13 protein-coding genes are annotated in these 15,756 nt (G+C 36.8%); 3 read left to right on the forward strand and 10 right to left on the reverse strand.

Going from position 1 to position 15,756, the window contains the following annotated elements:
- Positions 1 to 102: 102 nt before the first annotated feature.
- The 7 genes from ACTND6_RS02750 to gatC all read right to left on the reverse strand — a co-directional run bounded on the left by ACTND6_RS02750 (position 103) and on the right by gatC (position 7,090).
- Positions 103 to 609, reverse strand: a complete 507-nt coding sequence (locus ACTND6_RS02750; protein ID WP_441045045.1) for a ParA family protein — start codon at positions 607 to 609, stop codon at positions 103 to 105.
- 28 nt (positions 610 to 637) lie between these two features.
- On the reverse strand, positions 638 to 1,564 hold the full coding sequence (locus tag ACTND6_RS02755) for a DUF6017 domain-containing protein (protein ID WP_441045047.1): 927 nt from the start codon (positions 1,562 to 1,564) through the stop codon (positions 638 to 640).
- Positions 1,565 to 1,794: 230 nt separating this feature from the next.
- Positions 1,795 to 3,123: a 23S rRNA (uracil(1939)-C(5))-methyltransferase RlmD gene (gene rlmD, locus ACTND6_RS02760; RefSeq protein ID WP_441021844.1), complete on the reverse strand. Its 1,329-nt coding sequence runs from the start codon at positions 3,121 to 3,123 to the stop codon at positions 1,795 to 1,797.
- 46 nt (positions 3,124 to 3,169) lie between these two features.
- Positions 3,170 to 3,883: a hypothetical protein gene (locus ACTND6_RS02765; protein WP_178177124.1), complete on the reverse strand. Its 714-nt coding sequence runs from the start codon at positions 3,881 to 3,883 to the stop codon at positions 3,170 to 3,172.
- A gap of 46 nt (positions 3,884 to 3,929) precedes the next feature.
- Positions 3,930 to 5,363 (reverse strand): Asp-tRNA(Asn)/Glu-tRNA(Gln) amidotransferase subunit GatB, encoded by a 1,434-nt coding sequence (gene gatB / locus ACTND6_RS02770; RefSeq protein ID WP_441021847.1) that lies wholly within the window; start codon positions 5,361 to 5,363, stop codon positions 3,930 to 3,932.
- Between the two features lie 2 nt (positions 5,364 to 5,365).
- Positions 5,366 to 6,793, reverse strand: a complete 1,428-nt coding sequence (locus ACTND6_RS02775; protein WP_178177126.1) for an amidase family protein — start codon at positions 6,791 to 6,793, stop codon at positions 5,366 to 5,368.
- Positions 6,794 to 7,090, reverse strand: coding sequence for an Asp-tRNA(Asn)/Glu-tRNA(Gln) amidotransferase subunit GatC (gatC, locus tag ACTND6_RS02780; protein WP_178177127.1), 297 nt, complete (start codon positions 7,088 to 7,090; stop codon positions 6,794 to 6,796).
- 86 nt (positions 7,091 to 7,176) lie between these two features.
- Here gatC and ACTND6_RS02785 point away from each other — a divergent pair, with 86 nt between their 5' ends.
- The 3 genes from ACTND6_RS02785 to pflB all read left to right on the forward strand — a co-directional run bounded on the left by ACTND6_RS02785 (position 7,177) and on the right by pflB (position 11,010).
- Positions 7,177 to 7,899, forward strand: coding sequence for a Crp/Fnr family transcriptional regulator (locus tag ACTND6_RS02785; RefSeq protein WP_441021849.1), 723 nt, complete (start codon positions 7,177 to 7,179; stop codon positions 7,897 to 7,899).
- 86 nt (positions 7,900 to 7,985) lie between these two features.
- Positions 7,986 to 8,720: a pyruvate formate-lyase-activating protein gene (gene pflA / locus ACTND6_RS02790; protein WP_441021851.1), complete on the forward strand. Its 735-nt coding sequence runs from the start codon at positions 7,986 to 7,988 to the stop codon at positions 8,718 to 8,720.
- 25 nt (positions 8,721 to 8,745) lie between these two features.
- The gene (pflB, locus tag ACTND6_RS02795) at positions 8,746 to 11,010 is read left to right on the forward strand and encodes a formate C-acetyltransferase (protein ID WP_441021853.1); all 2,265 of its coding nucleotides are present in this window, start codon (positions 8,746 to 8,748) and stop codon (positions 11,008 to 11,010) included.
- 39 nt (positions 11,011 to 11,049) lie between these two features.
- Here the strand turns inward: pflB and ACTND6_RS02800 are convergent, their stop codons facing one another.
- From ACTND6_RS02800 to ACTND6_RS02810, 3 genes are read right to left on the reverse strand one after another with little or no spacing between them, the layout of a single operon-like run.
- Positions 11,050 to 11,508, reverse strand: coding sequence for an N-acetyltransferase family protein (locus ACTND6_RS02800; protein ID WP_441021855.1), 459 nt, complete (start codon positions 11,506 to 11,508; stop codon positions 11,050 to 11,052).
- Positions 11,509 to 11,511: 3 nt separating this feature from the next.
- Positions 11,512 to 13,494 (reverse strand): NAD-dependent DNA ligase LigA, encoded by a 1,983-nt coding sequence (gene ligA / locus ACTND6_RS02805; RefSeq protein ID WP_441021857.1) that lies wholly within the window; start codon positions 13,492 to 13,494, stop codon positions 11,512 to 11,514.
- Positions 13,491 to 15,701, reverse strand: coding sequence for an ATP-dependent helicase (locus tag ACTND6_RS02810; RefSeq protein ID WP_441021859.1), 2,211 nt, complete (start codon positions 15,699 to 15,701; stop codon positions 13,491 to 13,493). The genes ligA and ACTND6_RS02810 overlap by 4 nt, the downstream gene beginning before the upstream one ends.
- Between the last annotated feature and the right edge of the window lie 55 nt (positions 15,702 to 15,756).

Genomic DNA, 15,756 nt, shown 5'->3' on the forward strand with positions numbered 1-15,756 from the left:
AGAGTGGCCAACTACCGAGAACTGTTACAATTCGGAACTCTTTCCTTATCTTCTTCGATAAATGACATTCAAAAAGTTATCTTTTGCTTGACAAAGGTCATTTCATAACAGTTGTTCTAAACCTTTGATTGATAGATAATTTGCTTGCACAGGAACTATGACCTCATTTGATGCAACTAAAGCATTCAATGTCAGCATTCCAAGTGATGGCATACAATCAATCAAAATATAATCGTAGCCATTTGCTATCTGTTGAAGGAGTTGTTGAAGAATTCTCTCACGGTTCATTGTGTTAACGAGTGAAACCTCAAGACCGGATAAAGTGATGTTTCCAGGTATGTAATCTACTCCCTCCTCGTGTTTACGAATAACCGTTTCACATGAGATAGGTGATTCGTCCTTTATTCCTTCGAGTAAGTCTGTAATTGTATTATTCAATTCGTCTGGGAAATCATGTCCTAAGCAAACTGTTAATGAACCCTGCAGATCCAAGTCAATCAGTAATACTCGATAACCATGGTTTGCTAATCCAATTCCTAGATTTAAAACTGTGGTGGTCTTTGCGGTTCCACCTTTTTGATTTACGACACTTATTATTTTCGTTCTCATATTTTAGCTATCCTTTTCATATTTTTTGTTACAAGCGATTTGTCATTGGTTCATTATATAAAGCACTTAACCAGTAGTTTTTCGGATTTTTTATACTCAAGACCAATTCTGGTGTTTCACTACGTTTATTTAGAAGATCATTTATACACCAATAATCTATTTTTTTGAATTGCCGTTTTATTGTTTCTAAATCACGATATTCTCCAGCAATCTTCATCTTACTTCTTTTACTCGTCATGATTTCTGTAATAAGACCAACAATATTGTCCAAAAGTTCAACTTCCCAATCACTTACGCAATCATATTTCAAACTCTCATATTCGATTTGTGTTTTTATTTTTGTTTCAACATTTTCGTAATTAATTAGGTCTTTCAATCGATCATCAGTTATTGATTGTGAAGCATTACATAGTTCTAGTAACTTAGATTGATTGATATTTGTATTATTAGTATTTGTCTTATTTATTCTTTGTAGTGGTGGATTCTCCGGATATGGATTATCCGTATACGGAAAATCCGTAATTGGCACTTCCACATTCGAATTATCCGCATCCGGGAATTCCGTATGTGGTCTATTTGATTTATTCGACTCCATATTCGGATTTTCCGTACATGGTTTATCTGTTGAATCATTACCGATATTTTCCAAATTATTGCTTTCAAGCACTAAATCAGAAACGTAATACACAATTCCTGTGATTTTACCTTTCTTGTCTTTTGTTTGTTCTCGTTTCAAATAACCTGCATTTTCTAATTCTTTCAATCCACCATACAAGCTATCTCTTCCGTCTTTAGCACGTTTTATAAGATCTGCTATACTATATGACCAATCATCTGGAAAAGATAACATTACTGCTAAAATTCCTTTAGCTTTCCAACTTAATTTTGAATTATTTTGTAATACTTCGTTATCAATTTGAGTAAATGCCCTTCTTCTTCGATTTTTAAATTCCATGTTTATCTCCTTTCTAGCGTCCAAACAAAAAGAGACGCAAATTTACATGAATACGTAAATTCCCATCTCTTCTTTTATTCATATATATAACGTTTAAGACGTATCCATCGTCTCCAGGTCTACACAGACTCTAACTAAAAACGAGTCAATTTTCGACTTTTGTAGGCTTCCATCTGAATTTTTCTTAAAGATGAAACCATCAAAAAAGTGCTTAAAATAAAGGATTTCTGTTAGTTCATCCGAGTTAGCAACGCGATAGTCTCCACATGTACAGTTTGTGGAAACATATCACACGGTTGTACTTTTTCTAATTGATAGCCATTCCCTGTAATGATTTTCACATCTCTAGCTAATGTTGCTGGATCACAAGATACATACACTAATCTTTCAGGGGCAATCTTAAATATTGCATCTAGTGTATCTTTAGAACATCCTTTTCTAGGAGGATCTACAATCATCGCATCAATTTTAATATTTGAAGCAATTAGCTGATTTGCACCATCAGATGCATCCGCATTCATAAAATGAATATTGTGAATATCATTTGCCTCCGCATTGATCTTAGCATCTCTAATCGCATCCGCCACAATTTCAATCCCATACACTTCTTTTGCTTTCTTTGCACCAATGATACCCATCGTACCAGTACCACAGTAAAGATCCAATAATGTTTCTTTTCCTGTTAATTGTGCATATTCCAAAGCTGTAGAATATAAAACTCTTGTTGCGTATGGATTAATCTGGAAGAAAGATCTTGCGGATATTCTAAACTTACATCCTAACAATTCTTCTTCAATATACGGCTTTCCCGCAATCAATACTTCTTCACCATCAAGAATTACATTATCTTCTCTACGATTAATAATGCATGATAAAGAAGTAATATTTGGATATTTCTCTTGTGTTAATGCAATCAGTTTATCACTATTTTCAAATGACCAGTTTCTCACCACAAAACAAACCATGACTTCACCACTCACATGTGCATGTTTAATTAACACATGACGAATTTCTTTTCCACAATGAAATTCTTCAAAAGCCTGTTTAAAGAAGTGTGTTAATTCATTTGATAATTCCGTTTGAACATGACAGCTGTCATACGATACAACACGGTTTGTATGATTCTGATAGAAACCCATCTCTACTTTTCCATCTCTTACCTGTACAGGTACCTGTACCTTGTTACGATAATTCCAGTATGGTTCTTCTTTCAAGATTGGAAGTGGCTCGATTTCAATTCCAGCATTCTTGTGAAAACAATCTTTCACTTTTCCCATTTTGAATTCACGCTGTGCATAATCATCCATATGCTGCAGCTGACATCCACCACATGGTCGATACACAGAACACTTTGGTTCCACTCTATGTTCAGATGGTCTCAAAATCTTCACTACTCTGCCATAGCCATAGCTGCTCTTCATTTTTGTAATACCGATTTCTGCTTCTTCACCAGCAAGCAAACCAGGCACAAAAATCACCACATCATTGATTCTTGTAACTCCAGCACCTTCAGATGAATATCCAGTACATGTAGCGGTATAAATTTCATTCTTTTTCATTTCCATATAGTTTCAATAAAAGGGACATACTGTCCCTTCTTCCTTATTATTCTGCAGGTTGTTCTTCACCAGATGCATCATCATTAGGTACATCTTCACCACCAGTGATTTCACCACCATTTTGCTGCGCTTCAGCACTTGCACTTGCTGCAGCCTGACGATCAAGAACAGCTTGTCTCAACTTATCCGCAACAGCCTGATCCTTCGCAACAGAAACTGTCTGTTTCTGAGGTTCTGCCATATTTGATGTCTTTGTATCAATAACATAAATAAAGTTTTCACCTTCTGCATCCGTTCTTTCAGGAAGTGTATATACATGAATTTCCAGATCATACTGCTTCTTAGAATCAGTCTTTGTGAAATATACAGCTGGATCAAGAATAGAAGCAACTGTGTTATATACTTCATCTGCTTTTGCATTTACAGTTTCTTCATTTGCATCATCCGCAACATCAACATATACACGTAATGTAGCTGTTGTCATTGTAACAAATGCATTATCCTGACCACCAAGAGCCTTCACTGCACTTTCAACGTCATTCATCTGATTCTTTGTAATTGCAGGATCTAAATCACCTTCAAAACGATTTCCAAGTACTGGTGTACCAGTATCCATACTGGATGAAAATAAGATCCAGCCAAGTACAACAAATGGTGCCAATACCAAAATCAAGCAAATAGTAAACAGAATACCTGTACGATGTGTCTTATTTTTTTTCTTAAGAGATCTAGCTGTCTCTTTTGTTTTGTTTTGTGTCATTTATCTTTCTCCGTTCTTCTATTTTAAACTTTTTGAAAGGATTTGACTACTCACCAATACGCTTCTGTAGTTCTTCTTTGATCAACTTATTAACAATTCCACCGTTTGCTTGTCCCTTGGATTTCTTCATAACCTGTCCCATCAAGAAGCCAAGTGCTTTGCCCTTGCCATTCTTGAAGTCTTCAATTGCCTGAGGATTTTCATCCAGAGCTTCCTTGACCATTGCTTCAATGGCACCAGTATCACTCATCTGTTTCAATCCCTTCTTTTCAGCAACTGCTTCAGGATCTTCACCATGCATCATTTCATCAACAACCTGTTTTGCCTGTGCATTAGAAATCTTTCCATCTTCAATCATGCCCACAAGCTTTGCAAGCATTTCAGGCTTCAATTCACAAGTTTCAATTGTCTTCTCATTTGCATTCAACCATGCAGATACATCAGACAACAGCCAGTTACATGCAATCTTTGCATTCTTTGTGAATTTCATTACTTCTTCAAAGTATTCACTCATTTCCTTGTTAGAAATCAAGATTGCAATATCGTGTGCACTTAAACCATATTCCTTTGAATATCTTTCCTTACGAGCTTCCGGAAGTTCAGGCATATGATCCTGAATATCCTTGATCCATTCATCGCTCAAACGAATAGGGAAAATATTAGGTTCAGGGAAGAACTTATAGTCAACATTGCTTTCCTTAGAACGCATTGCAATTGTTGTACCAGTCTTTTCATCAAATCTTCTTGTCTGCTGAATTACCTTTTCACCATTTTCAAGAAGTTCCTTCTGGCGCTTGATTTCGTAATCAACTGCCTTGCCAACATGAGAAATAGAGTTGATATTCTTGATTTCACACTTTGTACCAAGTACGCCACTTCCCTTAGGAGAAATAGATACGTTCGTATCACAACGCATAGAACCTTCTTCCATCTTGCAGTCGCTGACACCAATGTAATACAGCGTCTGTCTCAATGCTTCTACATATGCTTCAGCTTCTTCACCAGAATGCATGTCAGGTTCAGATACGATTTCAACAAGTGGTGTTCCCGCACGGTTAAAGTCCAATAATGAGAACTTTGTTAAATGGAACTGTTTCGCAGTATCTTCTTCCATGTGAATACGATTAATGCGAATCTTCTTCTTTCCACTCTTTGTATCAATTTCTACATATCCATTTCTTCCAATTGGATGAAACTGCTGTGTAATCTGGAATCCCTTTGGAAGATCTGAATAGTAATAGTTTTTACGATCAAATTTCACAAGTGGATCAATTGTCAGATTCAATGCTGTACAAGCCATTACTGCTTTTCTTACAGCTTCCTTATTTACTTCAGGTAATGTTCCAGGATGACCTAAATCAATTTCATTCACGCAAGTATTTGCTTTACGTCCAAAGGAAGTAGGTGCTCCAGAGAACATCTTTGTGTTTGTTTTGAGCTGGCAGTGAATTTCAATACCAATCGTTACATCGTATTCCATTGTTACTTCACCTCAACTTTCATATCTTTATATCCGGTGATATTTTCAATCGCAAGACCAATATTGAACATATCACTTTCACACCATGCTGGTGTTGTAATGTTAATACCAATTGGACATCCTTCTTCAAATCCCATTGGAACAGTCATGGAAGGATATCCTGAGAAGTTACCCATTGCCATATAGTTTTCCGCGATGAGATTTTCATCAGATAACTGATTAGATAACTGATCCTGATCTTCATCCTTGTTGATGAATGGTGCAATATTTCCACTCGCTGGAGCAACAATTGCATCATATTCCTTGAAGCATTCATTCATTGCATCTACAACGACTCTTCTAACTTTCTGTGCTTTTCTGAAGATTCTTTCCTGGTTTGCTTCAAACAAGCCATAAGAACCAATGACAAATCTTCTTCTAATCAATGGACCAAATCCCTTTGTTCTAGAATTTGTCATGATAGCTTCCATATCTTCGCCATCTTCTCTCACACCAAAACGGATACCATCCAGATTAGAATCATTAGATGTAGCTTCACAGTTTGCGATAATAAAATATGCTGGAAGAATTGCACGCATCATGTCGTTATCAAAATCATAGACATCAACAATTGCACCCTTCGCTCTTAACTGATCCATCAAATCATTAAACATCTTCACTGTTTCCTGATTAGAAATATTTTTAATCACATTTCCAATGACCGCAATCTTCTTACCCTTGATATCATCATTTAATAAAGCACTGTAATCAGGCACTTCATTATAAGAAGATGTCATATCTCTTTCATCTCTGCCAGCCAGTACTTTCAAAGTAGCTGCAGCATCTTCAATAGAACGTGTGAAATATCCAACATGATCTAAAGAAGAAGCATACTGGATAATTCCATATCTAGAGATTCTTCCATATGTAGGCTTGACACCAACAATTCCACAGAAACTTGCTGGCTTACGTACAGAGTCACCTGTATCAGAACCAATTGCCATTGGTACAACACCACTTGCGACTAAAGCAGCTGATCCGCCAGAAGATCCACCTGTCATACGTCTAGTATCCCATGGGTTATATGCTGGACCTGTAAAACATGTTAAATTTGTACCACCCATAGCAAGTTCATCCATGGATGCTTTTGCGATGCACACTGCACCAGCCTTTTTAAGCTTTGTTACAATTTCAGCATCATATACAGGAACATAATTGCTTAAAATCTTGCTTCCTGCAGTTGTACGAATTCCTTTTGTATTAACATTATCTTTCAATACAATTGGAACACCATAAAACGCACCATCTTCTGGCAATTCTTTTAACTGTTCTTCAGGATCAACAAAAGTGATAACCGCATTTAACTTATCTTGTAAAGCCTGTGCTTTTTCATATGCTTCTTTTACACGACTTTCAACATTATTTCTATCTTTAGCCATTTCTTCAATCATTTACTTTACCACCTTTGGAAGAACGAAATGTCCTTCTAACTTCTTCTTGACGTTGCTCATTGCTTCATCCTGTGTAATAACGTTGCTGACAACATCTTCTCTTAAGAATGTTGTCGCAGCTTCAAATGGGTAGATCATTTCTTCTACGCCTTCTGTATTCACCGCATCTAACAAAGCCATTTGAGATTCTAATGTTCCAAATTCATGAACAATGCTATCTGCTTCTTCATCAGATAGATCAAACATCAAATGATGTGCTAGTGTTTTAAAATATTCTCTATCCTTTTTTTCTTCCATATTTATTACCTTCTTCGACAAGTAACAATTTTACCGTTTTAATCGTATATTTTCAACATATGCTCAACTTGTTATACAATAAATACATGAGCAAAGAACTAGAAATCAGCACAATTGGATGCCCATTTAGAAAAAACAATAAATTATGTACATCAGAGATTCGTTTATTTAAATCATTGCCAAAAGATGTCCAGGAAGATCTAGTAAATCATTCCGATCATATTCAATATCCAAAAGGAAAAATCATTGCACAGGAAGGAGATAAAATTGATTCAGTTCTCATCATTCGACATGGTCGCATCAAAACATGCCGCTATGATGCAAATGGTGAAGAATATATCATGGATGTCTTGCATGAAGGTCAGGCAATCTGGCATGATATGTTTCTGAATGACTACACATATCATTACAGTATTGTTACGTTAACCACAACAATGGTATGCAAGATCAAGCGAACAGATTTTATGCATCTATTAACAAAATATCCAAATGCAACAATGTCATTAATTGCAATGCTTTCAACAGAACTACAGGAAGCAAAAGAAAAAGCACAACTGCTTTCTGTCCGTCAGCCTTTGATACGTTTAGCAGGATTCTTGATCAGCAAAGATTCCACATGTACAAACCATGTCATCTGTATGAAGCTGGATGATATTGCCGCATCCATTGGATTACGTGCAGAAACTGTATCTAGATGCATCAGTAAACTAGAAGAACAACAACTCATCACACGTTTAGGGCAAGGAAAATTAAAAGTAACCAATCGATTAAAACTATTAGAATTATACAATTCCAGAAATATCAGCTGAAATTTGATTATAATCAAAGAATTCTTTTTTGAAGCAGAGTACCTTTCTATATGTGAGTTCATCTCCATAATAGAAAGGTATTTTTTATGACACTGGCAAATGTACATTCCATTGAAACATTTGGATCTGTAGATGGTCCTGGATTACGTTATATTCTTTTTTTGAAAGGATGTCATTTACGTTGTGCTTTTTGTCATAATGCAGATACATGGGATCTCAACAGCGATGATCAGCGCAGCGCAGATCAAATCCTGGATCACGCAGAAAGATATCGCAGCTATTGGGGAAGTGAAGGTGGAATTACCGTCAGTGGCGGCGAACCTCTTCTTCAAATTGATTTTCTGATTGAGCTATTCAAAAAAGCAAAACAAAGAAACATCAACACATGTATTGATACTGCAGGAGAACCTTTCACAAAAGAAGGTGAATGGTTTACAAAATTTGAAGAATTAATGCATTATACAGACATTCTTCTTGTTGATATCAAACATATCGATCGGAACAGGCATATCCGTTTAACAGGTAAGCCAAATGACAATATCTTAGAAATGTTTCAATATTTAAGTGCAATAAACAAACCCATCTGGATCCGTCAGGTACTCGTTCCGGGATGGACAGATGATATAGAAGACCTAAAGAAAACAAGAGCATTTATTGAAACACTTTCAAACGTCAAAAAAATTGAAATTCTCCCATATCACAATATGGGGGCATATAAATGGGAAAAACTAGGCATGAAATATCCTTTAGAAGGTGTAGAAGCACCTGATCAAGAATCCATTGCGCTAGCCGACAAGGTATTACACGGAGAAATCCGTTAATAGATAAAAGAAAGGAATATTACAAATGAAACAAGAATGGAGAAATTTTAAAGGTGGTCATTGGGTAGATGACATCAACGTACGTGACTTTATTCAAAACAACTACACACAGTACGATGGCGATGAATCATTTTTAGCTGATGCTACTGAAGCAACAAACACACTTTGGGACAAAGTACAGGCTTTACAGAAAGAAGAACGCGCAAAAGGCGGCGTTCTAGAATGTGAAACTGAAATCGTTTCTTCTTTAACAGCGTATGGTCCTGGCTATATTGATAAAGCAACAAAGAATCTTGAAAAGATTGTTGGTCTTCAGACAGATAAACCACTCAAGCGCGCATTCATGCCTTACGGCGGTATTAAAATGGCGCAACAGGCAGCTGAAACATATGGTTACAAGGTAAACGAAAAGTTCGATAAGATTTTCAATGAATATCACAAGACACATAACCAGGCAGTATTTGATGCATATACACCAGAAATGAAAGCCGCAAGACACTCTCATATCGTAACTGGTTTACCAGACACATATGGCAGAGGAAGAATCGTTGGTGACTATAGAAGAGTTGCATTATACGGTATCGATCGTTTGATTGCTGGAAAACAGGAAGACTTGAATCGATGCGGTCATGGGGATATGAGTGATGATATCATTCGTCAGCGTGAAGAAATCGCAGAACAGATTCGTGCATTAAAGGGCATGAAGGAAATGGCTAAGATCTACGGCTATGATATTTCTCAGCCAGCTAAGAATGCTCACGAAGCAATCCAGTGGCTATACTTCGGCTATCTTGCTGCTATTAAAACACAGAACGGTGCTGCAATGTCTGTAGGCAGAATCTCCACTTTCTTAGATATTTATATCGAAAGAGACTTACAGGAAGGTACAATCACAGAACAAGAAGCACAGGAAATGATTGACCATATGACAATGAAGTTCCGTATGGTTAAATTCGCAAGAATTCCTTCATACAATCAGTTATTCTCTGGTGACCCTGTATGGGCAACACTTGAAGTTGGCGGACTTGGACAAGATGGAAGACACATGGTCACAAAAAACGACTATCGTTTCTTACACACACTTGAAAACATGGGTCCTTCTCCAGAACCTAACTTAACAGTTCTATATTCCAAGCGTCTTCCTGAAAACTTCAAAGAATACGCAGCTAAGATTTCTGTCAAGACAAGCAGTATCCAGTATGAAAATGATGATGTCATGAGACCAATCTGGAGTGATGACTATAGTATCTGCTGTTGTGTATCCGCAACACAGACTGGTAAAGAAATGCAGTTCTTTGGTGCACGTGCAAACTTAGCTAAGTGCCTGTTATATGCAATCAACGGTGGTAAGGATGAAAAGTTCCTTGACAAGCAAGGCAACCACATGCAGGTTGGTCCAGAATATGCTCCAATCACTTCTGAATACCTAGACTATAAGGAAGTTATGCACAAATATGATCTCATGTTAGACTGGTTAGCTGGTTTATATGTTAATATTCTTAACCTCATCCAGTACATGCATGACAAGTATTACTATGAAGCTGCTGAAATGGCACTCATTGATACAAATGTCAGAAGAACATTCGCTACTGGTATTGCTGGATTCTCACACGTTGTAGACTCCTTAAGTGCGATCAAGTATGCAAAGGTTAAGACAGTTCGTGATGAATCTGGTTTAGTTGTTGACTACAAGATTGAAGGCGACTTCCCAAGATACGGAAACGATGATGATCGTGCAGATGAAATCGCTGTATGGTTACTCAAGGAATTCATGCATAAGATTGAAAAATATCACACATACAGAAATTCCGAACCAACAACATCTATCCTTACAATCACATCTAACGTTGTTTATGGCAAGGCTACAGGTGCTCTGCCTGATGGAAGAGAAGCATATGCTCCATTCTCACCAGGTGCTAACCCAGCATACGGTGCAGAAAAGAATGGACTGCTTGCATCTTTGAACTCTGTTGCCAAGGTTCCATATGAATATGCATTGGATGGTATCTCAAATACACAGACAATCTCTCCAAGTGCATTAGGTCATACAGAAGACGAACAGAAGAAGCAGCTTGTAAATGTATTAGATGGTTACTTTTCTCAGGGTGCACATCACCTCAATGTTAACGTGTTTGGTATCGATAAGCTAAAGGATGCTATGGAACATCCAGAAAAGCCAGAATATGCTAACTTCACGATCCGTGTATCTGGTTACGCTGTTAAATTCATTGACTTAACTCGTGAACAGCAGTTAGACGTTATCGCAAGAAACGCTCACGAAACACTGTAATATTTAAAAAGATCTGAACTTTGAAAATTCAGATCTTTTTTATACTTTCTTTTCCATTGTCATGTTCATTGGCGTCATACCTAAGGATTCATAGAAACGTATTGCATCTTGATTGAATGACCACACCGTTAGTTCAATACCTGTTGCTTCATATGCTTTTGCTACATCAGCTGCATAATCATATAGTTCACGGCCAATGCCACTCTTTCGATGATTCTCATCCACAACCAGATCACTGATGTAGAAAACATTTCTATCATTCACAACTTCATATCTCGGTTTCACATGATGTTCCATCATTAATAAGCCAACAATTTCATCATCTTTGACATACACATAATGGAAATATTCATCCTGAAATAATTTTTCAAAATAAGATTGACTCAATGCATCTCCATCCAGAAAGATATCTGGACGATTAACATAGTGCAGCTGATGAACCTGCTTCATCAGCTTTTTTACACCCTCATAATCACTTTTCAGCATTTCACGAATCATATCTTATTCACCAAACTGTGCAATGAATTCATCTTCAGAAATGATTGGTACGCCTAAAGACTTTGCTTTCGTATTTTTACTGCTTGTACTTGTCACATCATTATTGATGAGATAGTTTGTACTCTTTGATACGGATCCCGTCACTTTACCACCATGCGCTTCAATATATGCTTTCAATTCATTACGATTCTTATAGTGATGTACATCCCCAGTCACAACGAATGTTAAATTCTTACACTTATCATCCACTGCTTCTGCAGCAGTCTTATTCACTGTTAAATACTTCAGTAAATCTTGGTAGTCATGCAAATTCTTCTCATCTTGAAACCACTTCACAAATGCAGAACTCTTTTCACTGCCAATACCATCAATATATGCAAAACATTCAACATCTTCCGTCGTAGATGCTTTTTCAACCAAAGCACTTAAATCTTCCGCATTCAACAGCTTGCGCGCAACATCCACACCAACAAGCGGAATATTCAAAGCATAAATCAACTTAACATCATCTACTGTCTTTGCCTTTTCTAAAGAAGTCATGATATTATCAGCACTCTTTTCACCAAAGCCATCCAATTGTGCAATTTCTTCTCTATGTTCATTCAGACGATAAATATCTCCAATATTGTGGATCCATCCTTCATTGATAAATCTTGCCAATGTAGCTTCAGAAATACCATCAATATCCATACCACCCTTAGAAACAAAACGCCTGAATTTCTTCAATTTCTTTGCAGCACAATCAAGATTTGTACACTTCAATGTCTTTGTACCAGAATTTTCACTCACATGAATTTCTGTAGGCTGTCCACAAACAGGACATACAGAAGGAATTTCAAGTTTTCCTTCAATCTTAGAAACATGAATGATCTTTGGAATGATCTTGTTTGCTTTAATGACAGAAACAACAGTTCCTTTTGCCCCAATACCAAGTCTTTCACATTCCGAAATATTACATAACGATGCACGCTTTACCGTTGTTCCTTCCAGTTCTACAGGTTCAAATACTGCTACCGGTGTAATCGTAGAAGCGGCACAAGACCATTCAATGTGATCCAATGTGCTGTCTACAGATTCATCTGCCCATTTGAATGCATATCCTGCACGTGTTGCGTGATGTCCTGTGATAGAACCTGTAGAAGCATATTGTGTATCATCATATGTGATCACAAGTCCATCTACTGGATATGGATTCAAATGATTCGTTACTTTCTTTGTCCACGCATCAATTACCCCGGAAATATTTTCATAGGAAGGAGTTTGAATCACTTCATGATCAACGACCGTAAATCCAAGATCACGCAAATACTGCATCTGCTCACCCCAGGATACAATTTTCTTTTCTGTATAAACAAGCGTAAAAGGAATCCAGTGAATATTTCTACGCTTCACTTCTTCACTGTCTTTCAAAGATAAAGAACCAGATGCAAGGTTTCTTGGATTGGCATAATCTTCTCCAGACTCTAATACAAACTGTTCAAAATCCTCATAGGAAATGACAGCTTCTCCACGGATCACAAGATGTCCTTTTTCCTTGATTGTCTTTTGAATTCCATGGATTGCACCTGCCAGATGTGTAATGTTTGTTCCAACATGTCCATCTCCACGTGTAACGACTTTTGTCAGTTTTCCATTGTCATATGTCACCACAAGTGTTAACCCATCCAGTTTCCATGACAAAAAGATAGGTCTATCACTCGCCCATTTCACTAAATCTGTAACTTTCTTTGTTTTCGCAAGAGACAATGCCGGAAACTCATGTGGTTCTTTCAAACCTTGTGTATCATCACTGGATACATTAATTGTTGGAGAATCTTCTAAAACTGTACCTGTTTCTTCTTCCAGTTTCTTTAATGCATCAAATGCAGCATCCCATTCATAGTCACTCATGCGTTCCTGTTGACCATTGTAATAAGCATCACTCGCTTTATTCAATGTATCAACAAGTTCACGCATTTTTTTCATTGCTTCTGTAGTATTCATCATTCGCCCTTCTTCTTCAATCCAGGAAATATTGCGATTTTCTTTAATCCATAAGGATATGTAAATGCAATTTCAAGCATTTCTCTCTTCACTTTAATAATGATACCTTCTCCAAATTTTGGATGGATGACTGTATCACCCTTCTTAAACTTCACTTTATTTGCTTTTGGCTGTTCCACATGAATTGGTGAAGGAATTTCATCCTCATCATCATTACGACTCATAAAATCCGCAAAGCTATTCTTAAAGATACGTGCTTCACTAGAAGAAGACATCACACCTCTTTGATTAAAACTGCCTGGTGCTTCAACCATATAGTCATGGTCCATTTCTTTAATAAAACGGCTTGTCTGTCTAGGACCTTGAATAATAAAGGAAAAGCCACCTGCTTCACATACATACAAATGATTTTTAGCACGCGTAAAAGCAACATAGGCAAGTCTTCTCTCTTCTTCCATGCCATGAGATGAGTCTTCAATGGATCTCGCATTTGGAAAAATACCTTCATTGAGATCCGTAACAAATACCGTATCAAATTCCAGACCTTTCGCCGCATGCACAGTCATTAGCTGCACACACTCATTTACTTCCCCACTGTCACGATCAGTATATAAAGCAATATTCTGTAGATATTCATCCAGACTCAAATCAGGATTATCATTTGTGAAGTTCTGTAAATCCTCCTGTAAAGCTTTTAAATTTAAAAGTCTTTCATCTCTTTTTTCCTCATCCGCTTCACACATTGCTTTGACGCCGCTTTCTTCAAAAATCTTCCCAAGAAGTTCATCCAGCGGCATTTTTCCTTCACGCTCAATTGCTTTCCATCCTTCAATCATGGAAACAAATTCTTCAATTGTCTTTTTTGCCTTTCCAGAAAAAATCTGATTTGCTTTCAATACTTCATACATTGTTGAATTGTTTCTGCGTGCCTCTTCTACAATGTTATCCATTGTCTTTCCACCGATTCCACGCTTTGGACGATTCAAGATTCTTTGTAAAGCAAGATCATCTGCCGTAACGATCATTCTAAGATAACAAAGAGCGTCTTTTACTTCCATACGTTCATAGAATCGAATGCCGCCATAAATAATGTATGGAATTCTAAGATCAATCATTGCTTTTTCAAGACCACGAGAAAGATAGTTAGAACGATACAGAATTGCGATATCAGAATATTTTTTCCCTTGTGTATGAAGTTTCTGGATCATTCCCGCAATCCATGCATCTTCATATTCTTCACTTTCCGCTCCAAAATGAATGACTTTATCTTCATTCTTTTTTGATGTATACAATTCTTTCTTCAAACGATTCTTATTATTTTGAATTACACTGTTAGAAACGCGCAAGATTGCATCTGTAGAACGATAGTTCTCATTCAACATGATTGTTTTTGCATTTGGAAAATCCTTTTCAAAATGCATAATAATATCTACATTCGCACCACGCCATGTATAAATTGTCTGGTCAGGATCACCAACAACATACAAGGAAGCATTTTTACCAACAAGAAAACGAATCAATTGATACTGAAGATTATCGATATCCTGAAACTCGTCTACAAGTACATATTCAAATCTTCTCTGCCATTTTTCTAAAACAGAAGGAAAATCAGAAAACAACGTAACTGTCTTTAAAATCAAATCATCAAAATCCAGAGCATACATTTCTTTCAGACGATTCACATAATATTCATAGATTCTTGCTTTATCTGTATCATCTGTAAAGCTGCCTGCCATTTTCTTTGCAGCGTCGACACTGATCTGTGCCGTTTTATTGTTAGAAATATAGCCAACAACTTCCCCTGGCGTCAACTTAGAATCTTTGAGATCCAATTGCTTCATTGCTTCTTTCACAATAGATTTCTGATCATCTGCATCCATGATCGTAAAATTCTTTGGATAGCCCAGGCAAGAAATATCTTCTCTTAAAATACGTACACAAAGAGAATGAATTGTAGAAATCCATTTAGGTTCATCTTCTTCATGAAGCATCGTAGAAAGACGTTCCTTCATTTCCTTTGCGGCTTTATTTGTAAACGTAATTGCTAATATTTTATATGGACGTACATCTTCATCTTCAATCAAATGTACAATACGCGTTGTAAGAACACGTGTTTTCCCAGAGCCTGCACCCGCAATGATTCTTAAATACTGATCATCAGACAGTACAGCTTCTTTTTGATTCTCATTTAATAATGTAGTATCGATCATATGTTTTTCTCCATCGTTCAACTATTATATCAAAACAAAACATGAAATGTGAAAG

This window comes from Bulleidia sp. HCP3S3_C9 (genome assembly GCF_052064035.1).
Lineage (GTDB): Bacteria > Bacillota_I > Bacilli_A > Erysipelotrichales > Erysipelotrichaceae > Bulleidia.